Raw genomic sequence first — 24,148 nt, forward strand, 5'->3', positions numbered from 1 at the left:
TTGGCAAATAAAGCCGCTTTGGTTTAAAGTGACGCTAAGTAGAAGCCGAAAAACCTTGGGAGTTGTTAGTATGAAAAAGATTGAAGCGATTATCAAACCATTCAAATTGGACGAAGTACGCGAAGCCTTGACTGAAGTGGGTATCACAGGCATGACCGTGACAGAAGTCAAAGGTTTTGGTCGCCAAAAAGGCCACACTGAAATTTACCGTGGCGCTGAATATGCGGTTGATTTTTTACCAAAAATCAAATTGGAATTGGTATTGCCAGACCAATTGGCAGAACAAGCAGTAGAAACCATCATTCAAGCTGCACATTCAGGCAAAATTGGTGATGGCAAAATTTTTGTGTCTGCGATTGAACAAGCCATTCGTATTCGTACGGGTGAACGTGACGACGCAGCGGTTTAAAAAAGTTGTTTTAACCCTAGCCATTGCCAATGCAATGGCTTTTTTTTTGTTTACAGGCCGCTTTGTGGTGAAAAGGCAAAAAAAAGGTGTGAATTCTCATCACACCCCAAACACACACATCAAGAAGGTTTCGATTGTCATCTTCATCAAAGATGCCAATCTGACAAGCCATTCAGTTGTTTTCAATATTGATTCATGGCTTGAAAAAAGAAAATCATCACTATTTGAGATAGTGTGTATATCACGAGATAGAAAAGCTATTTTCTGCTCTTTTAGTATGCAATGATAATAAAATAATTGGAAAAATCGAGTATTGATTCAAATCAAGCGTGGCGAATTTTACGCTTAATATGGCGAATACAATCAAAATGATGCCATTGTTTTTGGATAAGATGGGCATGCGGTGGATTGAAACGCATGGACAGCTTGCGTCAGTGATGGCTGTTGAAGCTCGTCAATGTTTGAAGCAAACAACAGATGAGGTGGATGAAGGCTTCTGTTAAGATGGTTTCTTGATAAAAATATTCACTTCATCATTTAAAAAGGAAGACACAATGCAAATGATTAAGACACGTGCAGCCGTTGCTTGGGCGCCGAACGATCCATTGAAAATTGAAGAGTTGGATTTGATGCCGCCACAAAAAGGCGAAGTATTGGTGCGCATTGTCGCCACAGGCGTGTGCCATACCGATGCTTATACTTTGTCAGGTCAAGATTCTGAAGGCGTGTTTCCATGCGTTTTGGGTCACGAAGGCGCGGGCATTGTGGAAGCGGTGGGCGAGGGCGTGACGAGCGTGTCTGTGGGCGACCATGTGATTCCTTTGTACACGGCGGAATGTGGCGAGTGTAAATTTTGTACTTCGGGCAAAACCAATTTGTGTTCGTCTGTGCGCGCCACCCAAGGCAAAGGCTTGATGCCAGACGGCACCACACGCTTTTTCAAAGACGGTCAGCCCATTTACCATTACATGGGCTGTTCAACATTCTCGGAATACACGGTGGTTGCAGAAGTATCATTGGCGAAAATCCAACCTGAAGCCGACTTGAAAGAAGTGTGTTTATTGGGTTGTGGCGTGACCACAGGCATGGGCGCGGTGATGAACACTGCCAAAGTCAAACGTGGTGATACTGTGGCGATTTTTGGTTTGGGCGGCATTGGTTTGGCGGCGATCATTGGTGCGCGCATGAACGGTGCCAAACGCATCATTGGCATCGACACCAACCCATCGAAATTTGCGATGGCACAAAAATTGGGCGCAACAGATGTCATCAACCCAAAAGATTTTGACGCACCGATTCAACAAGTGATTGTCGACATGACCGATGGCGGTGTGGATTTCTCGTTTGAATGCATTGGCAACGTGGAAGTGATGCGTGCGGCGTTGGAATGCTGTCACAAAGGTTGGGGTGAGTCGATTATTATTGGCGTGGCACCTGCGGGCGCTGAAATTGCCACGCGTCCATTCCAATTGGTGACCGGTCGTGTGTGGCGCGGTTCTGCGTTCGGCGGCGTGAAAGGTCGTTCGGAATTGCCGGGCATCATTTCCCAATACATGAATGGCGAATTTGCCTTGAGCGATTTTATTACCCATACCATGCCATTGGACGACATCAACGAAGCGTTTGATTTGATGCATGAAGGCAAATCGATTCGTTCGGTGATTCATTACTAAACGTTTTTAAACCGTTTCATTCAAGCGTCCTGTAAACATTGACAGGGCGCTTTTTCAATGGACAGACACAGATTGCTTGTCTTTGAAAAAAAATAGAGACAGCATGATATAAGTATGTTTGTGTCCATCTAAAAAAGCAGATGGTTGTCATCATCCATTTATTCAATCAATTTTAATGTTGATTGAGCGTCCTGTAAGCTTTACAGGACGCTTGATTTTGTTATGCTTGTTTCATTCATCATCCCATACAAAGGAAAGCTCATGTCTTTGCAATTGCTCAGCAGCCAAAAAATGTTCAACGGTTGGCAACAACGTTACCGCCATTATTCACAAACGAATCAATGTGACATGACGTTTTCCATTTACATTCCATTTCGGGTCACGCAAGGCTATAAAGTGCCGACGGTGTATTGTTTGGCAGGCTTAACCTGTACGGATGAAAACTTCACCATCAAAGCAGGTGCGCAACAATATGCAGCGCAATTGGGACTTGTGTTGGTGATGCCAGACACCAGCCCGCGCGGAGAAGACGTTGCCAACGATGCTGCTTATGATTTGGGACAAGGTGCGGGCTTTTATGTCAATGCCACCGAAGCGCCTTGGGCGAAACATTTTCAAATGTACGATTATATTGTTCAAGAATTGCCCGATTTGATTGAAGCGAATTTTGATGTCACGCAAGAGCGTTCGTTAATGGGACATTCGATGGGCGGACATGGTGCGTTGGTGATTGCGCTGCGCAACAGCGAGCGTTATAAAAGTGTCAGTGCGTTTGCTCCGATTGTCAACCCAATGGACATTCCGTGGGGACAAAAAGCATTGAATGCATATTTGGGCGACAACCAAGCGGCTTGGGCGCAATACGATGCGTGTCATTGTATTAACCATGCCAGCCACCGCTTGCCTATTTTGATTGATCAAGGTACGGCAGATGAGTTTTATCCAACGCAATTGCAGCCTGAAAAATTGGTTACTGCGGCAAAAGTGGCAGGCTGTCCGATTCAATTCAATCTGCGCCAAGATTATGACCACAGTTATTATTTCATTGCCAGCTTTGTGGAAACACATTTGACATTCCATGCTGAACATTTAGGGCTATAAGCACTCAGATTGAGCTTATGACCGAATGGTTGTAACATATAGCAAAAAAGACTTTCTTATTGTAGGGGTCTTAGATTACGATGACGCACAAGAACGCAATTTGTGCGTTATTTTTTGCAGTAAAAAATGATAAAAGAGACAAAAACAATGAACAAAATGACAAAATTTTTGCCTTTGGCAGTGCTCACTTCTTTGGTATTAAGTGCGTGTGGTGGTCAAGGCAATAGTGCCGCTCCTGCGGCTTCTGCACCTGCTGCAAACGATGCCAACAGCTTGGCTGCACGCATTGCCGCTAAAGGCACAGTGACTGTGGGTACTGAAGGTACTTACGCACCTTTTTCTTTCCGTGATGCATCAGGTCAATTGACTGGTTACGATGTGGATGTCATGAACGAAGTGGGCAAGCGTTTGGGCGTGAAAGTGGAATACAAAGAAACCCAATGGGATGCGATGTTTGCAGGTTTGAACAGCGGTCGTTTTGATTTGGTGGCCAATCAAGTGGGCATCAATGATGAGCGCAAAGGCAAATACGATTTCTCTGCGCCTTACACTTATTCTCGTGCCGTTGTGGTAACGCGTGCGGATGATGCGTCTGTGACGTCTTTTGACAGCATCAAAGGCAAAAAAACCGCACAATCTTTGACCAGCAACTACGGCAAAATGGCTGAAAAATACGGTGCTGAAATCACAGGCGTAGAAGGCTTGGCGCAAGCGATTGAATTGATCAAACAAAAACGTGTGGACATCACTTTGAACGACGAATTGGCGGTGTTGGACTTTTTGAAACAACAAGGCGATTCTGGTTTGAAGATTGCTTTGCGTGCCGATGATGTTGAAACGATGGCGTTTGTGTTCAATAAAGGCAATGAAGCGGCGATTGCTGAAATTGACAAAGCTTTAGAGAGTATGCATCAAGACGGTACGTTCAAACAAATTTCTGAGAAATACTTCGGTAAAGATGTCAGCGTTAAATAATTTATTGGCAAGTCTGCCGTTCATGACGCCTGAGCGGGCTGAAATTGTCATCAGCTCGTTTTGGCCGATGTTGGTTGCCACTGTACAGTTCACCATTCCATTGGCTTTGGCTTCGTTTGTCATTGGCTTGGTGATTGCGGTGGCTGTGGCGGTGGTGCGGGTGATGCCGCGTGGCAACGTATTGGTCAAAGTCTTGTATGCTTTGGCACGTGTGTATGTGTCCATCATTCGTGGCACACCGATGTTGGTGCAGATTTTTATCATTTTTTATGGTTTGCCTGCGGTAGGCGTCACGCTTGAGCCTTTTCCAACGGCCATCATTGCGTTTGCGTTGAATGTCGGTGCATATGCGTCTGAAATCATTCGTGCGGCAATTGAATCGGTACACAAAGGTCAGTGGGAAGCGGGTTTTTCCAGTGGCATGACGTATTTTCAAGTCTTGCGCCACATTGTTTTGCCACAAGCGATGCCTGTGTCGGTACCACCTTTGTCCAATACCTTCATCAGTTTGGTCAAAGACACTTCTTTGGCTTCATTGGTGTTGGTGACCGAATTGTTCCGTGTGGCGCAATCGGTTGCTGCGCGAACGTATGAGTTTTTATTGGTGTATGCTGAGGCAGCAGTGATTTATTGGGTGATTTGTTTGATACTCGGTTTGGGGCAAGAGCGTTTGGAAAAATACTTCAATCGTTATCGCAGTTTCCATTGATTTGCCAAAAGCGTCCTGTAAATGCTGGACGCTTTTAACAAATCGGACAATAATAGTGTTTTTGTGTGCTTGTCCATGTGGGCAAGCACAATTTTTGAATTTGATGGACAGTGACAGATGACACAATCTACCAATGCAACCATTTTGCAAAATGTGCCAGTAGGTGAAAAAGTAGGTATTGCCTTTTCTGGTGGTTTGGACACTTCAGCAGCTTTGTTGTGGATGAAACAAAAAGGTGCGGAGCCTTATGCTTACACCGCCAATTTGGGTCAACCTGATGAGGATGACTACAATGCAATTCCTAAGAAAGCCGAAGCTTACGGTGCGATTAAAGCCCGTTTGATCGATTGCCGTTTGCAATTGGCGCACGAAGGCATTGCCGCGATTCAATGTGGCGCGTTCCACATTTCAACCGGTGGCGTGACTTATTTTAACACCACGCCTTTGGGTCGTGCGGTAACAGGTACCATGCTTGTGTCGGCGATGAAAGAAGACAATGTCAACATTTGGGGCGACGGCTCTACTTACAAAGGCAATGACATTGAGCGTTTTTACCGCTACGGTTTGTTGACCAATCCTGCGTTGAAAATTTACAAACCTTGGTTGGATGAAACGTTTATTGATGAATTGGGCGGTCGTGCTGAGATGTCTCAGTTTTTGATCGACAATGGCTTTGACTACAAAATGTCAAAAGAAAAAGCCTACTCAACCGATTCCAACATGTTGGGTGCAACCCATGAAGCCAAAGATTTGGAACACTTGAATTCTGGCATCAAAATCGTTGAACCGATTATGGGTGTGGCGTTCTGGCGTGACGATGTGGAAGTGAAAGCGGAAACTGTGACTGTGCGCTTTGAAGAAGGCGTGCCAGTGGCTTTGAACGGTCAAACCTTCACTGACGTGGTGGAATTGTTCTTGGAAGCGAACCGCATCGGTGGCCGTCATGGTTTGGGTATGTCTGACCAAATCGAAAACCGCATCATCGAAGCGAAATCTCGTGGCATTTACGAAGCACCAGGGATGGCATTGTTGCACATCGCTTACGAACGCTTAGTGACTGGTATTCACAACGAAGACACCATCGAACAATACCGCATCAATGGTTTGCGTTTGGGTCGTTTGTTGTACCAAGGTCGCTGGTTCGATTCACAAGCTTTGATGTTGCGTGAAACCGCACAACGTTGGGTTGCCAAAGCCATTACTGGCGAAGTGACATTGGAATTGCGTCGTGGTAACGATTATTCGATTTTGAATACCGAATCGCCTAATTTGACTTACCAAGCAGAGCGTTTGACGATGGAAAAAGGCGACTCTATGTTCAGCCCAACCGATCGTATTGGTCAATTGACTTTGCGCAATTTGGACATTGTGGACACTCGCGCGAAATTGGCGATTTACTCAGATACAGGTTTGTTGTCTTTGGGTCAAGGTTCGGCTTTGCCACAATTGAGTCAAAAAGAAGACTAATCAGCATTGCATTCAGCCCAATAAAACACCGTTACAGGACGCTTGTAACGGTGTTTTTGTATGCTCAAGTCTCATGGTTGATATTTTATTGTTTTGAAGCTTAGAGCATTTGTGTCGTTTTTAGTGACTTAAATGTCGATTTTTTAATATTAAAAAGATGGGTGAGTCAGATTTACATTTTAAATTCAATCGCAATATTATTGCGTATATGAAAATGATTTTAGATATAGCAGTTATATTTAAAAACGAATGTGTTCGTTTGTGTTGATTGGTTATTTGTTTTTGATGGAAAGTATTCATTTGTTGCATCAATCGACCTGTAAAACATCAGATGAAACTGTGAATGAATATGATGCTATATGCTAAAATATTTTGCTTTTATAGCTAGTTGTCATAAGAATGTCTCAGAATTCAGCAGTAAAATCGCCATCTTTAATGGGTGGCATGATGATTGTTGCAGGCACTGCCATCGGTGCTGGCATGTTTGCCAATCCTACCGCCACGGCAGGTATTTGGTATACCGGTGCGATGCTCGTTATGCTTTATACTTGGTATTGTATGTGTGTATCGGGCTTGATGATTATGGAAGTGAACCAACATTATCCTGCAGGTGCCAGTTTCAATACCTTGGTCAAAGATTTACTCGGACCTGCTTGGAATCTGTTCAATGGCTTTGCCTTTGTGTTTGTCGTCTATATTTTGTTGTATGCGTATATTTTTGTGGGCGGCAGCGTGTTACAAACGTGGTTGGCTCAGGCGGGCATCACCGACAGCAGCGTGATGGCATCGACTCTTTTTATGTTGGTATTTGCTTTGTGCGTGTGGTGGTCAACCAAAGCAGTCGACCGATTGTCAACCGTCTTGATCGTGGGCATGGCATTGACTTTTTTAAGCACCGTGACAGGCTTGTTAAGTCATTTAGACATCGCAGTATTACTCAATCAATTGCCGCAAGCGGTCGGCAGTGAATACATGCCTTATGTGTGGGTGGCTTTGCCTGTGTGTTTGGCATCATTCGGTTTTCACATGAATGTGCCAAGCTTGATGGCTTATTATCAAAACGATACTCAAAAAGTCCGTATTAGCATTATTGGTGGCAGTTTGATTGCGTTTGCCATTTATGCATTGTGGCAAACTGCAGTGCAAGGCGTTTTGCCTCGTCATGAATTTGCACCCGTGATTGCCGCAGGGGGCGATGTGGCGGTGTTATTGCAAGCTTTGTCAGCGTATGTGTCGACCGATGGTTTGAATGAAACTTTGAATGCGTTTGCTTTTATGGCCATTGTCAGCTCATTTTTAGGCGTGTCGTTGGGTTTGTTTGATTACATGGCTGATTTATTCAAGTTTGGCAATTCGGCTACAGGCCGCTTGAAATCGGCTGCGGTGACGTTTGTGCCACCTTATATCGCTTGTATCTTGTTTCCAACAGGCTTTGTTACAGTGATTGGTTATGTGGGTTTGGGTGCTGCGATTTGGACGGCAGTGATTCCCGCTTTGCTCGTGTTTGCCAGTCGTCGCCGTTTTCCGAAAACATCGGCAAATAACAGCTATTTGCTGAAAGGTGGCAGCGTTTTGATTTGGTTTGTTTTGGCTTTTGGCATCATCAATATTTTGGCACAAATTTTCACCCAATTGGGTTGGTTACCAAGCTTTCATGGTTAAGCCTTTTTAATGTATAAAACCAGCGTCCTGTAAGATTACAGGACGCTTTTTTTGATGTTTTTAATGCTTACAGGACGCTTGTTGGTCAAAAATGGCGGCCAATTCGGTGGCTGCTTGGCGCATGTGTGGTATAAAACTTTGCAATTGCTCCAAGGATTTGCGCAAAGTCGGACCATGTGTAAAGACCGCCGCAAAAGGCTCTTTGTCTCCATTGGGAATCGGCACGGCACAAGCGACCATCCCCGGAATGAATTCTTCATTGTCCAATCCCAATTGCAATGCTTTGGCTTGTTGTAAGGTTTGGAACAATTGCGCAGGATCGGTTTGAGTGTTTTTGGTCAAAGCATGCAGTGGTAATTGTTCCACAATGCGGCGAAATTGGTTTTCAGGACGCTGTGCTAAGAGCAATTTACCGCTGGCGCTGGCCCAAATCGGCACATGTGTACCCTCAGGCAAATAAATTTGTAATGGCCAATTGGACAAAACCCTGTCGATGTAAACGACTTCCAATTCGTGTAACACCGCCACACCTACCGTCTCACCAATCACGCTCGCCAATTGTTGTAAAACCGCTTGGCGCTCCATTTTATAATGGCTTGTTTGCCACAAATTAAACGCCAATTGGTGGGTACGTTGCCCACAAATCACCTTGCCTTGTAAATCCAATTGTAAAAAACCCGTTTGCTGTAATTGTTGAACCAAACGATGAATACTGGGCTTGGGAATGTCTAAAATATCTGCCAAATCGCTTGGGCTGATTGGGCGCTCAGATTTGGCAACCGTTTCTACCAATTGTAAGACTCGCTCTACGCTAGAGCCTTTCTTTTTTTCTTGTTGCATGAAAATCTGCTTTCATGATGATATTAAAGATAATTTCGTTCAATGGGCTTTGAGCCGCTTGTTAGCTCAGTGTGCAGTTTTGTTACGTCCTTGTCATGTTGCAATGCAGAACGAATAATTCTTGATTTACGTAAATAAGTTTGTTAGCTTTCAAAAACGATACGTATTGTATCACTTTATAAAAATAATTAATTCACTTCAATCTACAAATGCAGTTACACACAAGGAGAATCAAATGATCAGCTTGTTGGGTATTTTGATTTCGCTGGGCTTATTGATGTATTTGGCTTATCGAGGTCACAGTGTGATTTTGTTGGCGCCATTTTTGGCGATGTTGGCGGTGGTGTTCAGTGGTGAATCGGCACAAATGCTCGCCATTTACACGCAAATTTTCATGAAAGGCTTGGGCGGTTACGTTGTCAATTTCTTCCCATTGTTCTTATTGGGAGCGGTATTTGGCAAGTTGATGGATGACTCAGGCTCTGCACGCAGTATTGCCGCTTTCTTGATTTCCAAATTGGGTACCAAACAAGCCATTTTGTCGATTGTATTGGCGTGTGCGATTTTGACTTACGGCGGGGTGTCGTTGTTTGTGGTGGGTTTTGCGGTGTATCCGATTGCAGCGGCATTGTTCCGTGAATTGAACATTCCAAAACGCTTGATTCCTGGTGCCATTGCTTTGGGTGCGTTGACCTTTACAATGACGGCTTTACCGGGTACGCCTGCGATTCAAAATGCCATTCCTATGCCATTTTTCAAAACCGATTCGTTTGCCGCACCTGTTTTGGGTACCATTGGTGGCCTTATTATGTTGGTTGGCGGCATGTGGTGGATGAATCGCCAAGCCAAAAAAGCAGTCGTAGCGGGTGAAGGTTATGGCAATCATAAAGAAAACATCGAAGTCATGGATCATAGCAACGACCCGTCTATCATGAATGCGCTGTTGCCGATTATTTTGGTGATTGCTCTGAACTTTGCATTCAGCAAATGGGTATTTCCAGCGATGGACACCAGTTATTTGGCGACAGAGAAATTTGGCAACGTACCAGCTTCTAAAGTGATAGGTACTTGGGCAATTGTGGTGGCTTTGGTGGTGTCTTGTGCGGCGATTGTGGCATTGAATGTGAAGCGTTTTAAAGATGTGAAAGAGTCTTTGAGCAAAGGTGCGTTGGGTTCGCTGTTGCCGATTTTCAATACCGCTTCAGAAGTGGGTTACGGTTCGGTGATTGCGATTTTGGCAGGTTTTGTGATTATCAAAGAATTTTTGTTAGGCTTGTCACCAGGTAATCCATTGATTTCAGAAGCTATCTTTATCAATGTGATGGCAGGTATCACAGGTTCGGCATCAGGTGGTATGTCGATTGCCTTGAATACGATGGGTGAAACCTATACGCAATTGGCACAACAATTTGGCATCAACCCTGAATTGATGCACCGTGTGGCGTCGATTTCTTCGGGCGGTTTGGATGCCTTGCCACACAATGGCGCGGTGATTTCTTTGTTGGCCATTTGTGGCTTAACCCACCGTGATTCTTACAAAGACATTTTTGTGGTGGCAGTGGCGGTGCCGATTGCGGCTTTGGCAGTGGTGATTGCTTTGGGCACCATGTTCGGATCGTTTTAAGCAAGTCATCAATAGGCCGTTTCGGCGGCCTGAATAGATACAATCAATAGAGAAAGTCAATAACCATGTCTCACAGTATTTTATTACCTCGTATTATGGAAGTCGGTGGCGATGCTTGTCAGAAATTACCAAGCGTCCTGAACAGTTTGAATGTGAAAAAACCATTGATTATTACCGATAAAATGATGGTGACTTTGGGTTATGTGGAGCAAATCCAAACCATTTTGGCGGCAGTTGGCATCAAAGCCGATGTGTTTGATGACACGGTGCCAGAACCGACAGACGAATCGATTGAAGCAGGTGTTGCACGAGTTCAAAACGGTGATTATGATAGTATCATTGCATTGGGTGGCGGCAGTCCGATTGATTCTGCCAAAGCCATTGGCATATTGGGCAAATTCGGTGGTGTGATTCGCGATTACAAATTTCCGCGCCAAGTGACCGAAGAAGGTTTGCCCATCATCGCCATTCCGACCACCGCAGGCACAGGTTCAGAAGTCACCAAATTTACCATCATCACCGATGAAGCGGCGAATGAAAAATTGTTGTGTGTGGGCATTGCTTTTATGCCGGTGGCGGCCATCATCGATTACCGTTTGACCATGAGCGTGCCAGCCAGAACGACAGCCGATACGGGCATTGACGCGATGACACACGCCATTGAAGCGTATGTCAGCCAAAAGCGCAATCCTTACAGCGACCAACAAGCTTTGGCGGCTTTGCGTTTGATTGGACCGAATTTACAGACCGCTTACCATGATGGCAAAAACGAAAAAGTGCGTGAAGCGATGATGTTGGGTTCGACTTTGGCAGGCATTGCATTTTGTAATTCATCCGTGGCGTTAGTACATGGCATGAGCCGTCCGATTGGCGCGTTTTTCCATGTGCCACACGGTTTGTCTAATGCGATGTTGTTGCCTGCGGTCACTGAGTTTTCGATTCCTGCGGCAGCCGAGCGATATGCCGATTGTGCTAAAGCTTTGGGTGTGGCTTTACAGGACGATGCTGTAGACAGTGCCAATGAAAAATTGGTACAGTTTTTAAAATCCTTGAATCAAGAACTGAAAGTACCGACTTTGGCAGAATTTGGTGCCAAACAAGAAGATTTTGAACAATTGGTCTCAACCATGTGTGAACAAGCGTTTGCTTCAGGCTCGCCTAACAACAACCCGCGTGTTCCAAATCCAGAAGAAATGTTGCAATTGTATCGCTCACTTTGGGCGACTGTATTAAGCCATTAAGATTAACCAAGCAGCACGTTGAAATAGCAATCAAGGATAGAGGTCATTATGCAAACAGATACTTTGCAAACAGTCGGACATTTCATCAACGGTGAAGTGGTGGTGGATGAAAGCAATACCCAAGTGGTGTACAACCCCTCTACGGGCGAAGTGAGCAAACAAGTTTCTTTGGGTGGTGCCAAAACCATCGAAGAAGCGGTGGCGGCTGCCAAAGCAGCATTTCCTCAGTGGCGCAACACACCACCGATCAAACGTGCGCGTGTGATGTTCAAATTCAAAGAATTGCTTGAAAAAAATGCCGATACCATTTGTCGTTTGATTGGTGAAGAACATGGCAAAATCGTTCATGACGCTGCGGGTGAGTTGCAACGCGGCATTGAAAACGTGGAATATGCTTGCGGCGCGCCTGAATTATTAAAAGGCGAACATACGCGCAATGTCGGTCCTGACATTGATTCTTGGAGCGAATTTCATCCATTGGGCGTGGTAGCGGGCATTACGCCATTCAACTTCCCTGTGATGGTACCGTTGTGGATGTTCCCAATGGCCATTGTTTGTGGCAACACTTTCATCTTGAAACCATCTGAACGCGATCCAAGCTCAACTTTGTATTTGGCGCAATTGATGAAAGAAGCGGGCTTGCCTGATGGCGTGTTGAACGTGGTTAACGGTGGCAAAGACGCTGTGGATGCGATTTTGGAACACAAAGACATTCAAGCGGTGAGTTTTGTCGGTTCAACACCGATTGCCGAATACATTTACACAACCGCCACAGCCAACGGCAAACGTTGCCAAGCTTTGGGTGGTGCGAAAAACCACGCCATTGTGATGCCTGATGCGGATTTGGACAATGTGGTTAATTCATTGCTTGGCGCGGCCTTCGGTTCGTCTGGCGAACGTTGCATGGCTTTGTCAGTTGCAGTGGCTGTGGGCGACGAAATTGCCGACAAAATGATTGCGTCTTTGACCGAAGCCATGGCGAAATTGAAGTTTGGTGTGCATTCGGACAAAGGCAATGATTTTGGTCCGGTGATTACCGCGGAGCATAAAGGCAAAATCTTGGGTCACATCGAGTCTGCCAAAGCTCAAGGCGCGAAAGTGTTGGTAGATGGCTCGGCTGCCGCGCCTGAAGGCTTTGAAAACGGTTTCTTTGTAGGTCCTACTTTGATTGATGGCGTGCAAAAAGACATGAGCAGCTACCAAGCGGAAATTTTCGGTCCTGTGTTGCAAGTATTGCGTGTGAATACGATGGCTGAAGCGATGCAATTGATTAACGACCACGAATACGGCAACGGTACGTGTATTTACACCCGTGATGGTGAAGCGGCGCGTTATTTTGCCGACAACATTCAAGTGGGCATGGTCGGTATCAATATTCCATTGCCTGTGCCTGTGGCATATCAAAGCTTTGGTGGTTGGAAGCGTTCGTTGTTTGGTGATTTGTTCATGTATGGTCCAGATGGCGTGCGTTTCTTTACTCGTCGCAAAACCATTACCCAACGCTGGCCGAGCTCAGAAATTCGTGAAGCGGCACAATTTTCAATGCCAACTTTGAATTGATGATTTGAATGTTTCAAGCGTCCTGTAAACTTTACAGGACGCTTTTTTATTGTGATTGATGTATTAATAACAATCCCAATTGTATAAAACCTTAGAAAAATCTTGGTTTTTCAAATCATCAGGATGGATAAAAAAATTGCACACACCAGAGTCGCCCCACATGATGTCGCCTTCGCTATCGATTTGCAGCAACAATATATAATCGGCCAATGCTTCATCATCATCGCGTGGATCCGATTGGGTGAAAAACGGATAGCCGCCTAAGCGATGACCGATTGCGGGAAAAGCCTCGGCATAGTCTTGTAATAAGGTATTGCCTTCGGGTATATGCTCAGAAATATCTTCGTGGCTGTCATGGCGAGGGATGTCTAAAATCGCTTGCCCAAAGTCTGCATCTTCCACACTGATATATTGGTTTTCAGGATGAAATGAAATGGCATACTCTTGATCAATAGGGGTGTATTCCCATTGCGGAGTGGTGATGGTTTGCAGTTGTGTGGTATCGGTGGTGATATGGCTGTGAAACAAAATTTTGAAGCCCACTTGCGCCAAACGATTGTGAAAATCCAAACCAAGTAAATCGTCGTCAGCATCGATGTAAAACTGCAAAATACCTTCTTTGGGCAAATTGTCATGTGGTGGCAATTCGGCACAATTGATTTGAGCCAACATGAACATGGCTTGTCCGTGTGTGTTTTGTGGATGGGGCGTGTTAACAGGCAAATAATAATGAGTGCCGCCAATTTTACTTTGCCACAATGACAATTTGGAGGACGGATTCAAAATCATTTGCATGCTAGGACGAGCGGTAGCTAAGATTTTGTCTTGGTACGCTTGTAAAGAAGCGAGTTTGAATCTTGAATCAGCAGGCATGTGCAACCTCCTTGTGAGCAGATATTAGTTGGGTGAGAAGATATCAGGCTGAGAAAGTTCGGTATTTTGTTTGATTTGAATAAGCGTCCTGTAAATTTTACAGGCCGCTTATTCATTTTAACCTAAGTTGTTTGTCATTTCATTCATGGTTTGGCTTGCAATTGTCCTGCAATGCCAATGCGGTTCCATGCATTGATGACGATGCCTATCCATTCCAAAGCAATCAGTGCTTCTTCTGACCACAAAGCCTGTGCTTGGGCATAGCTGTTTTCAAGCAAAGGAGCTTGGTCGATGTGGGTTAAGGCTTCTATTAAAGCCAAAGCGGCTTTTTCGGCAGGGCTAAAATATTGGCTTTCGCGCCACACTGCGCTTAAAGTGATGCGTTCTGTGTTTTCACCGTGTTTTAACGCATCGGCTAAATGCAATTTGACACAAAATGCGCAACCATTAAGGCGTGAGCCGTGTAAGCGTAAGAGGTGGTGGAAACCTTCATCAATGCCAGCGTCCTGTACCATTTGATTCACTTGCGCATCCAATTGAATCATGTGTTGGTAAGGTGCGGATTTGAGATTGGATAATGAAATGCGTTTCATGATGGTGGATGCTTCACTGTGATGAAAAGATGTTTATGATACGCCATCTGCGGCATGCTGTTCATGAATCATATTTTGATAATAAATTCTTTTATGTTGTAGCAAGATTTCTTTGATTATAGCTGTTATGTTTATATTGTAATAAATTGATATTTTATCAAAGATATTGTTGAATTTTTGTCATAAAATCGCAACATTAAAGCATATCAAAAGCTTTTTCGTAGAATGTGCTAATGATTTCAGTAGATTCGAATAATTATTGAAGTAAAACAAAGCGTTTATTCTATGAATGAGTAAATGATGGTGACAGAAAATTGACTTTTCTTGACATTCTAATTGGATTCCTAGCAATTTATATTCACATAGTACTGTTAAAAACAATCAAATTTGATTAAATTGCTCGCAGTGGTTGCGTTGAATGTCAGTCAAGCTGATAAAAAAATAATGATGATAAGGAAGACAGAAGATGAAAAAAATATTGATCGCCAGTGCGGTATTGATGGCTGCACCTGCGATGGCGGATGTGGTGTTGTATGGTCAAATCAAAGGTGGCGTGGGTTATACCAAAGGCGAAGGCAGTGGTTCTTTGACACAAATGGAAGACTACAAATCGCGCATTGGTTTTAAAGGTACTGAAGATTTGGGCAATGGCATGCAGGCGTTTTGGCAAGTAGAGCAATTCACACCGATTTCAGGTGCTGAACAATCTATGGGTTGGAACAACCGTGATACATTTGTGGGTGTGAAAGGTGATTTCGGTGCAGTGCGTGCAGGTTACATCAGCGATGTGATGAACGAAGCAGGCGAGCACAAATTATTGTTAGATCCATGGGAAACAGGTTTCAATGCTGACAATCCACGCGGTAATGGTGCTTTTGTGCGCATTGACAAACGCTGGCAAGGCGTGCGTTACGATTCTCCTGATTTCGGTGGCTTCAAATTCAATGTGCAACACCAATTGGCAGACTCAGCCACTGAAGGCAATTTAACCGCTGCTTCTACAGTACGCCAAGCCACGATTGTATCAGGCAAATATGTGAACTCAGGCTTTGAAGTACATGGCGCTTATGGTCAATACAAACAACAAAATATCGATGGCAATGGTGATTTGGACGATGGTCAAATTGCACGCGTGATTGGTGCTTACCGTGCTAATGGCGTGGTAGCATCTTTGGCTTACCAATACACCGATGGCTTCCGTGGTTTGTGGGCAAAAAATTCATTTGCTACTACTGCACAAGACCCACAAGCGCGCATTCACAATCCTGTAGAGACACATGAAGTATTGGGTTTGTTCAGCTATAACATGGGCAGCATCACGCCACGCATCAGCTACTCACACGGTTTTGATGAAAAACACAAAAATGGCGGCAAAGTGAGCAATTCAGGTTACGACCAAGTGATTGTGGGTGCCGATTATGCTTTGTCTAAACGCACGACGGCTTTGGCTTCTTTCGGTTGGAAAAATGCACCTGTTGGTTATAAAGTAGATGCCAATGGCAAAGTCAGCGGCGATGACCGTGATTCATACAGTGCAGGTGTAGGCTTGCGCCACGTATTCTAAGCATTAAAAAAGCATTCCGATTCAAGAGCGTACCTTAGGGGGGTATGCTCTTTTTTTAAGCGTCCTGAAAATGAAGCATGGCTTTTACAGGCCGCTGGTTGGTATCAATGTGTTGGCAGATAACAAATCGTATTGTGAAACACGGTTTTGTCGCTCAAAGCTTCATAACCATGTATTTGATCGGCAAAAAAACGCACACTGTCGCCTGTTTGTAAGACATGCCAAGATTGTTCAAAAAAGACTTGTAACTGACCTTGTAACACATACACATATTCCACCACGCCTGTGCTGTGTGGTGAGCTCATTTGTTGATGAAAATCATGCAGTGTGATTTCAAACATCTCCAAACCTGTATCTGCCTGAAATGGAAACAAGGTTTTGACTTTCATGTTTTCATCGTCAGGAAACGCCCATTCTTGTTCGTATTGCTTGGCCGCTTCAGCAAAAAAAGCTGAAAACGAGGTATGCAAGCCGCTGGCAATTTTCCACAAAGTGGCAATGGTCGGACTGGATTCTTCACGCTCAATTTGCCCTAACATGGCTTTGGAAATGCCTGTTTGTTTTGCTGTTGCATCGAGGCTTAAACCTTGTTGCTGACGCAAGGATTTCAAATGTTGGGCAATGTGGGCTTTGAAACTGTCGTTGGACATGGCTTTCTCTTGTGCGTTATAGCGCACAGTATTATGATGGCAATGTGCGCTATAACGCACAAAATCATTTTAACATTGCTTGGAAGCCCATGTCATGAAACACTGGTTTAATGTCAGTCATATTGCAGCAGGATTTAGCACCGTTCTGGTGGGTTATACCAGTTCTATCATCATTGTCATTCAAGCAGCCACTGCCGCAGGGGCGACACCCGTACAAATTGAAAGTTGGTTGCTGACTTTAGGTATCTTGATGGGCGTTAGTTGTATTGGTTTTTCATGGTATTACAAAAAGCCTATTTTAACCGCGTGGTCTACACCAGGAGCGGCAATGTTGGTTGTGAGTGCGGCACAATATGATTTGTCTGTGGTTCTTGGCGTGTGCATGTTCACAGGTATTTTGATTGCTTTAACGGGTTTAATCACACCGTTAAGCCGAGCTTTATCGAGCATTCCTCCTTTTTTAGGTACGGCGATGTTGGGGGCTATTTTGTTGCCGTTTTGCTTAAAAGCCTTCTTGCCATTGGGTGATACGCCTGTGGTGTTTTTAGGCATGTTTGTCAGCTATTTGCTCGCCAAACATTTTTTGCCACGTTATACCATGTTGATTTTGCTCATGGTTGGCGTGGTGTTTGCGCTGTTTCAGGACGCTTTTGTGGGGCAAAATATCACGTTGTCGATGGCGCAACCTGTGTGGATAACACCACAATGGGATGTGATGGCCATCATCAATTTGAGCTTGCCTTTGTATGTGTTAACCATGTTGTCACAAAATTTGCCCGGCATCGCTATGATGAAAAGTTATGGTTATGAAACGCCTGTTAAACCTGTATTGTTTGGAACGGGCTTGATGAATGTTGTGGCTGCGCCTATGGGTGGTTTTTCGATCAATTTGGCAGCCATTTCAGCGGCAATGTGTTTGAATGAGAATGTCGATGCCAATCCCAAACAACGTTATCGTGCGGCGATGTGGGCAGGGGTGTTTTATTTGATTGCGGGGGTGTGGGCCAGTACGGTGGTGGCTTTGTTTTTGGCATTGCCGCAAAATATCTCACAAATTTTGGCAGGTTTGGCATTGCTTGGTACTTTGATGATGTGTTTGCAAAACTCATTCAAAGACACAGGTCATCAAGATGCGGCTTTGCTCACATTTTTAATCACCTTGTCAGGTGTGAGTGTTTTGGGCATCAATGCCATTTTATGGGGCTTGCTTGTGGGCTGCGTCTATTTACAATTAACCCGTAATAAATCTTAAGTTTAAAATCCTATTTGCAAGCGTCCTGTAAGTTTATAAAATAAATTTATATAGCATTTTTAGAGCATGTCGGTTTTTGTATAAATGTTTATAATGCCGCAAAATATTCTACAAAGAAGGGAAATTCATGAATCAAATGCCTGTTGCCGTGGCAGCTCGGGGTTTTCGTGAAAAAGTACAAGCTCAAATCGGCAGTTTATTGTATTGTGAATGGTCGCAAAGTGAAGCAGGGCATTCTGGCATTTATTTAGGCGATGACAGTATTATGCATTGGGGAGTGGATAAAAAAATTGCGGTGGTTGGGCTGGAAGATTTCATCAAAACCGAGCACGAACAAGCGACCTTAGAAGACACGCCTATTTATGTATCATGTAAAGGCAAACAAGCCATCGGCTCTTTGTTTGCGGTGGCGGTGGCGCACGACAAACTGCATGCCAATGAAGACTTGTTATTACACAGCAGCCACCAATTCACCTCCGCTTGTTACACAGGTAATTTTAACAACCAAGACCATGTTTTTGCCATGGTCAAAGATGCCACCAAATTTCGTTTGGGCTGGGACAATTGGCGCATGTGGCGGCTTTAAAATCCCTAATATCAATGCCAGCGTTCTGTAACCGATGATAGCCAATATGGTTTTGTGTCGCTTGCAATCATCATAAGCCTTGCTTTAAATCACATGTTTTGGACGATGCTCGTTTATAATCATGAATGATGAAACAATGAGATGGAAACACATTAATATGTTGAATATTTTGCGCGTGGTAGGTTATTTGGAAGGAATTTCGTTTTTGGTATTGTTGTTTGTGGCAATGCCGATGAAATATGTGCTGAACGATGCCAGTTTGATTCCCATGTCAGGTATGGCGCATGGTGTGTTGTTCATGCTGTATTTGGTGGTGTTGTTTGTGGCGAGCCATCAGCAAAAATGGCCTGTCAGCACGTTTTTAATGGGTTTGGTGGCGTCTATTTTGCCATTCGGTCCGTTTGTTTTTGATGCAAAAGTCATCAAACAATCACAAGCGCAACCCACATAAACGATTGTTTAAATAGATATAAACAAGCGTCCTGTAAACTTTACAGGACGCTTGTTTTATTCGTTTTCTGATTCTAAAGCCGCTTGTTTGGCGGCTTTGGCTTTTTGGCGCAAGACATATAAATACAAGCTCTCGACTTTTTCACGCGCCCAAGGCGTGGTGCGCAAAAATTTTAAAGATGATTTGACGCTTGGGTCAATACAAAAACAGCGAATGTCGACTTCACGGCTCAAGCCATCAAAGCCGCCGTAATAATCCAATAATTCGTCCAAAATGTCGGCAAGCTTTTTGCCGTGCAATGGGTCTTTGGAGGTATGGTTCATGGTGTTTCAATCTGATGGGGATATATGGCGATATTATAACGTGGATGAGCGTGTTTGAAATTTTAAGCGTCCTGTAAAAGGTTACAGGACGCTTAAAATAACTATTTATAGTTTCACTTGTAATATTTATAGTGATTTACTGATACTTTGAAGCGACTCATTGATTTGTTTCAAATGTTTCAAATGAGAGTTGTCACCTTGAGGGTCATGTGCCCAATCATGGATTGAAAACTCGAAATGGTCGGTTTCATTGGATACTCTAATTGGGAAAGGTATTTTATTTTTGTAGGTGACGTTACAGGAGAGAGGATTCTCTGCCAAATGATGATGTAAAGTTTGAAAGTGACCCAAATGAATTTTACGGGTTTTACCTGCTGCTAGATGGGTTAAACCTTCAATGAAAAATCCTTTACTTAAAAAAGAAACATCAAGATTAACTGTTTTTTCATCATCTATTATTTTGTCGAAGGCTTTTAGAGGCACTGGTTGATTGAATTCAAAAGTGATATTTCTAGCAGTGCTTTGTCCTGTGTTACTTACACATAAGCATAATATATCTTTTGCATCTGCATCAGGTTCGATATAAACAACGATGTCAGATTTTTTCATATGAAATGTTAAAAAACACATAACAATAGCAGCTATCGCAGCAAATATCGCCGCTATAGCACTAAAAGTGGACGAATTGAATGTAGAAAGATATGTAATTATTGATTCGTATATGTATATTATGTAAGTCATTGAAAAAATTCCTGTAATTTAATCAAACAAATCCGACACCAATCCTTCTCTTTCGCCAAACATCTCTTCTTGGCGTGCGCTGGCTTCTATGGTGATGTCGTCCACCACCACGCAGCAACACGGCAAACATTCGTCTCGACCCACAAAGGCAATCGGAAACTCGTGATAAGTGACGTTGCCTTGGATGATTTTGGTGCGGCACGACCCGCAATAACCCTCACGACATTGGTATTCCACATCGTGTCCTGTGCGCTCGAGTGCTTCGAGCAAGGTTTCGTTTTCGCGCAAGGCAAAAGACTTGTCGCGAGTCGTGACCATGACCATTACAGTTCAAAATCTCCCAAATCGTCCGCCGACAATTCCGAATCAATTTGACCCACCAAATACGAGCTTACTTCCACTTCTTGCGGCGCCACTTGCACGTTGTCGCTAGAAAGCCACGCATTGATCCAAGGAATTGGATTTTGAGTTTTGCCTTCAAACGCAGGCTGTAAACCGACTGCATTCATGCGCAAATTGGTGATGTATTCGATGTATTGGCACAAAATGTCTTTGTTAAGTCCTATCATCGAGCCATCTTTGAACAAATATTCTGCCCATTCTTTTTCTTGAATCGCCGCACGCTTGAAAATTTCGAAACATTCTTGTTCTGAATCAATGGCGATTTGTTCCATTTCGGCATCGTCCACGCCTGAGCGCAGCAAATTCACCATGTGTTGTGTGCCAGTCAAATGCAAAGCCTCGTCACGGGCAATCAATTTGATGATTTTGGCATTGCCTTCCATCAATTCACGTTCTGCAAACGCAAACGAACACGCAAATGACACATAAAAACGAATCGCCTCCAAAGCATTCACACACATCAAGCACAAATACAATTTGCGTTTGAGTTCACGCAAAGACACGGTGATGGTTTTGCCTTGGATGTCGTGCGTGCCTTCACCAAACATGTGGTAATACTGCGTTGCAGCAATCAAATCATCGTAATAAACAGCGATTTCTTCGGCACGGCGAATGATGTGTTCATTGGTGACGATGTCATCAAATACGGTTGCAGGGTCGTGAATGATGTTGCGGATGATGTGCGTATAAGAGCGAGAGTGAATCGTTTCTGAGAACGACCATGTTTCAATCCACGTTTCCAGTTCAGGAATCGACACAATCGGCAACAATGCCACATTCGGGCTGCGACCTTGAATCGAATCGAGCAAGGTTTGGTATTTCAAATTGCTGATGAATATGTGTTGTTCGTGTTCAGGCAAGTTTTGATAGTCTAAACGGTCTTGCGACACATCTACTTCTTCAGGACGCCAAAAAAACGACAATTGTTTTTCGATTAATTTTTCAAAAATTTCGTATTTTTGTTGGTCGTAACGGGCAATGTTAACGGATTGACCGAAAAACATGGGTTCAAGCATTTGGTTGTTAGCGGTTTTGCTAAAAGTAGAGTAATTCATAATCGGTATTTCTGTGTTGTCGCTTTAGGGAGAACAAGACGCCTGAAAAGGCGTCCTGTAAGCTCAAATGGTCAATGATTAGATTTTACAAGCGCCGCCTGCACAACCATCGTCTTGTAAATCTTGTTGCAAATCGTCAGCACCGTCACGGGTGTTATGGTAGTACAAGGTTTTCAAGCCATATTTGTAAGCCGACAACAAATCTTTGATCAATTGTTTCATCGGCACTTTGCCACCTTCAAAACGAGAAGGGTCGTAATTGGTATTTGATGAAATGGCTTGGTCGACAAATTTTTGCATCACACCAACGAGTTTCAAATAACCGTCGTTGTTTGGCATTTGCCACAACAATTCGTATTCGCTTTGCAAGCGTTCGTATTCAGGCACCACTTGTTTCAAAATACCGTCTTTTGATGCTTTGACCGTCACCAAACCGCGCGGTGGCTCAATACCGTTGGTGGCATTGGAAATTTGGCTAGAGGTTTCAGATGGCATCAAAGCGGTCAAGGTTGAATTGCGCAAACCGTGTTTGACGATGTCTGCACGCAAGCCTTCCCAATCCAAATGCAAAGGTTCGGTGCAGAAGGCATCCAAATCTTTTTTGTAGGTGTCAATTGGCAAGATGCCTTGTGAATATGTGGTTTCGTCAAATTTTGGACACGCACCGTATTCTTGCGCCAATTTCACCGAAGCTTTTAATAAGTAAAATTGAATCGCTTCAAATGTGCGGTGGGTCAAGCCAAGGGCCGAACCATCAGAATAACGCACGCCATTTTTTGCCAAGTAATATGCATAGTTGATCACGCCTATGCCCAATGTGCGGCGGTTCATGGTTGCTTGGCGAGCTGCTTCAATTGGATAGTCTTGGTAGTCGAGCAAAGCATCCAAAGCGCGCACAGCCAAATCTGCCCATTCTTCGATGTCGTCCAAAGATTCGATTTTACCCAAGTTGAACGCCGACAAAGTACACAAAGCGATTTCGCCTTCAGGGTCGTTGATGTTGTTCAATGGTTTGGTTGGTAAGGCAATTTCCAAGCACAAATTCGATTGGCGTACAGGGGCTACCGCAGGATTGAACGGGCTGTGGGTGTTGCAATGGTCGACGTTTTGTACGTAGATGCGGCCTGTACCAGCGCGCTCTTGCATCAACATTGAGAACAAATCCATGGCTGAAACTTTGCGCTTGCGAATGCTGTCGTCTTGTTCGTATTGCTCGTACAAGCGTTCAAATTCGTCTTGATTGGCAAAGAAAGCATCGTACAAACCAGGCACATCAGATGGCGAGAACAAGGTGATGTCTTGGTTTTTAATCAAGCGTTGGTACAAAGCGCGGTTGATTTGTACGCCGTAATCCATGTGGCGCACACGGTTTTCTTCAACACCGCGGTTGTTTTTCAACACGAGCAAGCTTTCCACTTCCAAATGCCACAATGGGTAGAACAAAGTCGCTGCACCGCCACGCACACCGCCTTGAGAACAACATTTCACTGCGGTTTGGAACAATTTGTAAAATGGAATACAACCTGTGTGTTGCGCTTCACCACCACGAATTTCAGAGCCTAAAGCACGAATGCGACCTGCGTTGATACCGATGCCTGCGCGTTGTGACACGTATTTGACAATCGCGCTAGAGGTGGCGTTGATGCTGTCTAAACTGTCGTCACATTCAATCAACACGCAAGATGAGAATTGGCGTGAAGGCGTGCGCACGCCTGCCATAATCGGTGTTGGCAAAGAGATTTTGAATTCAGACACCGCATCGTAAAAACGTTTTACATAGTCCAAACGCGTGTTTTGTGGGTATTTGGCAAACAAACACATCGCTACCAACATGTACAAAAACTGTGGTGACTCGTAAATTTGGCGCGTCACACGGTTTTGTACCAAATATTTGCCTTCTAATTGTTTCACCGCACCGTAAGAAAAAGTCATGTCACGGTCGTGCACAATGGCTGCATTCAACTCATCGAATTCTGCGCGTGAGTAATCGGCCAAAATGTGGGCATCGTATTTGCCAGACTGTGTCAATTTTTCCACATGCTCAAACAAGTGTGGTGGTTCAAACTGACCGAAAGCAATTTTACGCAAATGGAAGATGGCCAAACGTGCTGCCAAATATTGGTAATCAGGGGTTTCGGTAGAAATCAAATCGGCGGCAGATTTAATGATGGTCTCGTGGATGTCTTCGGTACGAATACCGTTGTAAAACTGAATGTGGGATTTCAATTCCACTTGTGATACAGAAACATTGTTCAGACCTTCGGCTGCCCAGTCGATGACACGGTGTATTTTATCCAAATCTATCGCTTCTAAGCGACCATCGCGTTTGGTCACTTTCAGTTGGGCGGCAGCGGCTGCGTTCATGAATACGTCCTCATAAATGGGTAAAATCGCTTG

Annotated in this window: 23 protein-coding genes; 14 read left to right on the forward strand and 9 right to left on the reverse strand. The window is 44.2% G+C overall.

The features are described 5' to 3' along the window. Positions 1–70 precede the first annotated feature (70 nt). The 7 genes from H150_RS0103430 to H150_RS0103475 all read left to right on the forward strand — a co-directional run bounded on the left by H150_RS0103430 (position 71) and on the right by H150_RS0103475 (position 7,996). Positions 71–409: a P-II family nitrogen regulator gene (locus H150_RS0103430; protein ID WP_019957653.1), complete on the forward strand. Its 339-nt coding sequence runs from the start codon at positions 71–73 to the stop codon at positions 407–409. A 554-nt stretch (positions 410–963) separates the two neighbouring features. After that, on the forward strand, positions 964–2,082 hold the full coding sequence (locus H150_RS0103445) for an S-(hydroxymethyl)glutathione dehydrogenase/class III alcohol dehydrogenase (RefSeq protein WP_019957656.1): 1,119 nt from the start codon (positions 964–966) through the stop codon (positions 2,080–2,082). A gap of 267 nt (positions 2,083–2,349) precedes the next feature. Beyond that, complete coding sequence (fghA, locus tag H150_RS0103450; protein ID WP_169708863.1) at positions 2,350–3,183, forward strand: S-formylglutathione hydrolase; 834 nt, start codon at positions 2,350–2,352, stop codon at positions 3,181–3,183. A 156-nt stretch (positions 3,184–3,339) separates the two neighbouring features. Then, on the forward strand, positions 3,340–4,158 hold the full coding sequence (locus H150_RS0103455; protein WP_026353434.1) for an amino acid ABC transporter substrate-binding protein: 819 nt from the start codon (positions 3,340–3,342) through the stop codon (positions 4,156–4,158). Positions 4,159–4,180: 22 nt separating this feature from the next. Then, positions 4,181–4,867, forward strand: a complete 687-nt coding sequence (locus tag H150_RS0103460) for an amino acid ABC transporter permease (protein ID WP_019957659.1) — start codon at positions 4,181–4,183, stop codon at positions 4,865–4,867. Positions 4,868–4,984: 117 nt separating this feature from the next. Continuing rightward, positions 4,985–6,334 (forward strand): argininosuccinate synthase, encoded by a 1,350-nt coding sequence (argG, locus tag H150_RS0103465; RefSeq protein WP_019957660.1) that lies wholly within the window; start codon positions 4,985–4,987, stop codon positions 6,332–6,334. Positions 6,335–6,733: 399 nt separating this feature from the next. Further along, on the forward strand, positions 6,734–7,996 hold the full coding sequence (locus tag H150_RS0103475) for an aromatic amino acid transport family protein (RefSeq protein ID WP_026353436.1): 1,263 nt from the start codon (positions 6,734–6,736) through the stop codon (positions 7,994–7,996). Positions 7,997–8,056: 60 nt separating this feature from the next. On the opposite strand, the gene H150_RS0103480 is transcribed toward H150_RS0103475, so the two are convergent. Beyond that, complete coding sequence (locus H150_RS0103480) at positions 8,057–8,836, reverse strand: IclR family transcriptional regulator (protein ID WP_019957663.1); 780 nt, start codon at positions 8,834–8,836, stop codon at positions 8,057–8,059. A 235-nt stretch (positions 8,837–9,071) separates the two neighbouring features. On the opposite strand from H150_RS0103480, the gene H150_RS0103485 reads away from it, so the two are divergent. From H150_RS0103485 to H150_RS0103495, 3 genes are all read left to right on the forward strand, one after another. Next, complete coding sequence (locus tag H150_RS0103485; RefSeq protein ID WP_019957664.1) at positions 9,072–10,460, forward strand: GntP family permease; 1,389 nt, start codon at positions 9,072–9,074, stop codon at positions 10,458–10,460. A gap of 65 nt (positions 10,461–10,525) precedes the next feature. After that, entirely contained in the window at positions 10,526–11,701 is a 1,176-nt protein-coding gene (locus H150_RS0103490; protein ID WP_019957665.1) for an iron-containing alcohol dehydrogenase, read from the forward strand. Between the two features lie 63 nt (positions 11,702–11,764). Further along, positions 11,765–13,261, forward strand: a complete 1,497-nt coding sequence (locus tag H150_RS0103495) for a CoA-acylating methylmalonate-semialdehyde dehydrogenase (RefSeq protein ID WP_026353437.1) — start codon at positions 11,765–11,767, stop codon at positions 13,259–13,261. 63 nt (positions 13,262–13,324) lie between these two features. Here the strand turns inward: H150_RS0103495 and H150_RS0103500 are convergent, their stop codons facing one another. Further along, complete coding sequence (locus H150_RS0103500) at positions 13,325–14,134, reverse strand: YwqG family protein (protein WP_019957667.1); 810 nt, start codon at positions 14,132–14,134, stop codon at positions 13,325–13,327. 143 nt (positions 14,135–14,277) lie between these two features. Then, entirely contained in the window at positions 14,278–14,727 is a 450-nt protein-coding gene (locus tag H150_RS0103505) for a carboxymuconolactone decarboxylase family protein (RefSeq protein WP_019957668.1), read from the reverse strand. A 466-nt stretch (positions 14,728–15,193) separates the two neighbouring features. On the opposite strand from H150_RS0103505, the gene H150_RS13640 reads away from it, so the two are divergent. After that, positions 15,194–16,291 carry a porin gene (locus H150_RS13640; RefSeq protein WP_019957669.1) on the forward strand — a complete coding sequence of 366 codons (1,098 nt, stop codon included), beginning with the start codon at positions 15,194–15,196 and terminating at the stop codon, positions 16,289–16,291. 104 nt (positions 16,292–16,395) lie between these two features. Here H150_RS13640 and H150_RS0103515 read toward each other — a convergent pair whose 3' ends face one another. Then, positions 16,396–16,941, reverse strand: a complete 546-nt coding sequence (locus H150_RS0103515; protein ID WP_019957670.1) for a helix-turn-helix domain-containing protein — start codon at positions 16,939–16,941, stop codon at positions 16,396–16,398. A gap of 94 nt (positions 16,942–17,035) precedes the next feature. Between H150_RS0103515 and H150_RS0103520 the strand changes: the two genes are divergently transcribed. The 3 genes from H150_RS0103520 (at position 17,036) to H150_RS0103530 (ending at position 19,230) form a co-directional block, all read left to right on the forward strand. After that, on the forward strand, positions 17,036–18,193 hold the full coding sequence (locus tag H150_RS0103520) for a benzoate/H(+) symporter BenE family transporter (protein ID WP_019957671.1): 1,158 nt from the start codon (positions 17,036–17,038) through the stop codon (positions 18,191–18,193). A gap of 127 nt (positions 18,194–18,320) precedes the next feature. After that, the gene (locus tag H150_RS0103525; protein ID WP_019957672.1) at positions 18,321–18,779 is read left to right on the forward strand and encodes a hypothetical protein; all 459 of its coding nucleotides are present in this window, start codon (positions 18,321–18,323) and stop codon (positions 18,777–18,779) included. A 157-nt stretch (positions 18,780–18,936) separates the two neighbouring features. Beyond that, positions 18,937–19,230: a DUF3817 domain-containing protein gene (locus tag H150_RS0103530; RefSeq protein WP_019957673.1), complete on the forward strand. Its 294-nt coding sequence runs from the start codon at positions 18,937–18,939 to the stop codon at positions 19,228–19,230. 56 nt (positions 19,231–19,286) lie between these two features. Here the strand turns inward: H150_RS0103530 and H150_RS0103535 are convergent, their stop codons facing one another. The 5 genes from H150_RS0103535 to nrdA form a co-directional block, all read right to left on the reverse strand. Next, entirely contained in the window at positions 19,287–19,553 is a 267-nt protein-coding gene (locus H150_RS0103535; protein ID WP_019957674.1) for a VF530 family protein, read from the reverse strand. A gap of 126 nt (positions 19,554–19,679) precedes the next feature. Next, positions 19,680–20,162 carry a hypothetical protein gene (locus H150_RS0103540; protein ID WP_155970391.1) on the reverse strand — a complete coding sequence of 161 codons (483 nt, stop codon included), beginning with the start codon at positions 20,160–20,162 and terminating at the stop codon, positions 19,680–19,682. A 150-nt stretch (positions 20,163–20,312) separates the two neighbouring features. Next, positions 20,313–20,618 (reverse strand): class I ribonucleotide reductase maintenance protein YfaE, encoded by a 306-nt coding sequence (gene yfaE, locus H150_RS0103545; protein WP_019957676.1) that lies wholly within the window; start codon positions 20,616–20,618, stop codon positions 20,313–20,315. Further along, a complete protein-coding gene (gene nrdB / locus H150_RS0103550) occupies positions 20,618–21,751 on the reverse strand; it encodes a class Ia ribonucleoside-diphosphate reductase subunit beta (RefSeq protein ID WP_019957677.1) in 1,134 nt (377 codons plus the stop codon). Before nrdB ends, yfaE begins: the two co-directional genes overlap by 1 nt. Positions 21,752–21,829: 78 nt before the next feature. Then, positions 21,830–24,115 (reverse strand): class 1a ribonucleoside-diphosphate reductase subunit alpha, encoded by a 2,286-nt coding sequence (gene nrdA / locus H150_RS0103555; protein WP_019957678.1) that lies wholly within the window; start codon positions 24,113–24,115, stop codon positions 21,830–21,832. Between the last annotated feature and the right edge of the window lie 33 nt (positions 24,116–24,148).

This window comes from Vitreoscilla stercoraria DSM 513 (assembly GCF_000382305.1).
GTDB classification, from domain to species: Bacteria; Pseudomonadota; Gammaproteobacteria; order Burkholderiales; family Neisseriaceae; genus Vitreoscilla; species Vitreoscilla stercoraria.

What these genes read in the sequence shown, in the direction of transcription:
- H150_RS0103430 (WP_019957653.1), top strand. Translation starts at nt 71, where the DNA reads ATGAAAAAGATTGAAGCGATTATCAAACCATTCAAATTGGACGAAGTA.
- H150_RS0103445 (WP_019957656.1), top strand. Translation starts at nt 964, where the DNA reads ATGCAAATGATTAAGACACGTGCAGCCGTTGCTTGGGCGCCGAACGAT.
- H150_RS0103455 (WP_026353434.1), top strand. Translation starts at nt 3,340, where the DNA reads ATGACAAAATTTTTGCCTTTGGCAGTGCTCACTTCTTTGGTATTAAGT.
- H150_RS0103460 (WP_019957659.1), top strand. Translation starts at nt 4,181, where the DNA reads ATGACGCCTGAGCGGGCTGAAATTGTCATCAGCTCGTTTTGGCCGATG.
- argG (WP_019957660.1), top strand. Translation starts at nt 4,985, where the DNA reads ATGACACAATCTACCAATGCAACCATTTTGCAAAATGTGCCAGTAGGT.
- H150_RS0103475 (WP_026353436.1), top strand. Translation starts at nt 6,734, where the DNA reads ATGTCTCAGAATTCAGCAGTAAAATCGCCATCTTTAATGGGTGGCATG.
- H150_RS0103480 (WP_019957663.1), bottom strand. Translation starts at nt 8,836, where the DNA reads ATGCAACAAGAAAAAAAGAAAGGCTCTAGCGTAGAGCGAGTCTTACAA.
- H150_RS0103485 (WP_019957664.1), top strand. Translation starts at nt 9,072, where the DNA reads ATGATCAGCTTGTTGGGTATTTTGATTTCGCTGGGCTTATTGATGTAT.
- H150_RS0103490 (WP_019957665.1), top strand. Translation starts at nt 10,526, where the DNA reads ATGTCTCACAGTATTTTATTACCTCGTATTATGGAAGTCGGTGGCGAT.
- H150_RS0103500 (WP_019957667.1), bottom strand. Translation starts at nt 14,134, where the DNA reads ATGCCTGCTGATTCAAGATTCAAACTCGCTTCTTTACAAGCGTACCAA.
- H150_RS0103505 (WP_019957668.1), bottom strand. Translation starts at nt 14,727, where the DNA reads ATGAAACGCATTTCATTATCCAATCTCAAATCCGCACCTTACCAACAC.
- H150_RS13640 (WP_019957669.1), top strand. Translation starts at nt 15,194, where the DNA reads ATGAAAAAAATATTGATCGCCAGTGCGGTATTGATGGCTGCACCTGCG.
- H150_RS0103515 (WP_019957670.1), bottom strand. Translation starts at nt 16,941, where the DNA reads ATGTCCAACGACAGTTTCAAAGCCCACATTGCCCAACATTTGAAATCC.
- H150_RS0103520 (WP_019957671.1), top strand. Translation starts at nt 17,036, where the DNA reads ATGAAACACTGGTTTAATGTCAGTCATATTGCAGCAGGATTTAGCACC.
- H150_RS0103525 (WP_019957672.1), top strand. Translation starts at nt 18,321, where the DNA reads ATGAATCAAATGCCTGTTGCCGTGGCAGCTCGGGGTTTTCGTGAAAAA.
- H150_RS0103530 (WP_019957673.1), top strand. Translation starts at nt 18,937, where the DNA reads ATGTTGAATATTTTGCGCGTGGTAGGTTATTTGGAAGGAATTTCGTTT.
- H150_RS0103535 (WP_019957674.1), bottom strand. Translation starts at nt 19,553, where the DNA reads ATGAACCATACCTCCAAAGACCCATTGCACGGCAAAAAGCTTGCCGAC.
- H150_RS0103540 (WP_155970391.1), bottom strand. Translation starts at nt 20,162, where the DNA reads ATGAAAAAATCTGACATCGTTGTTTATATCGAACCTGATGCAGATGCA.
- yfaE (WP_019957676.1), bottom strand. Translation starts at nt 20,618, where the DNA reads ATGGTCATGGTCACGACTCGCGACAAGTCTTTTGCCTTGCGCGAAAAC.
- nrdB (WP_019957677.1), bottom strand. Translation starts at nt 21,751, where the DNA reads ATGAATTACTCTACTTTTAGCAAAACCGCTAACAACCAAATGCTTGAA.
- nrdA (WP_019957678.1), bottom strand. Translation starts at nt 24,115, where the DNA reads ATGAACGCAGCCGCTGCCGCCCAACTGAAAGTGACCAAACGCGATGGT.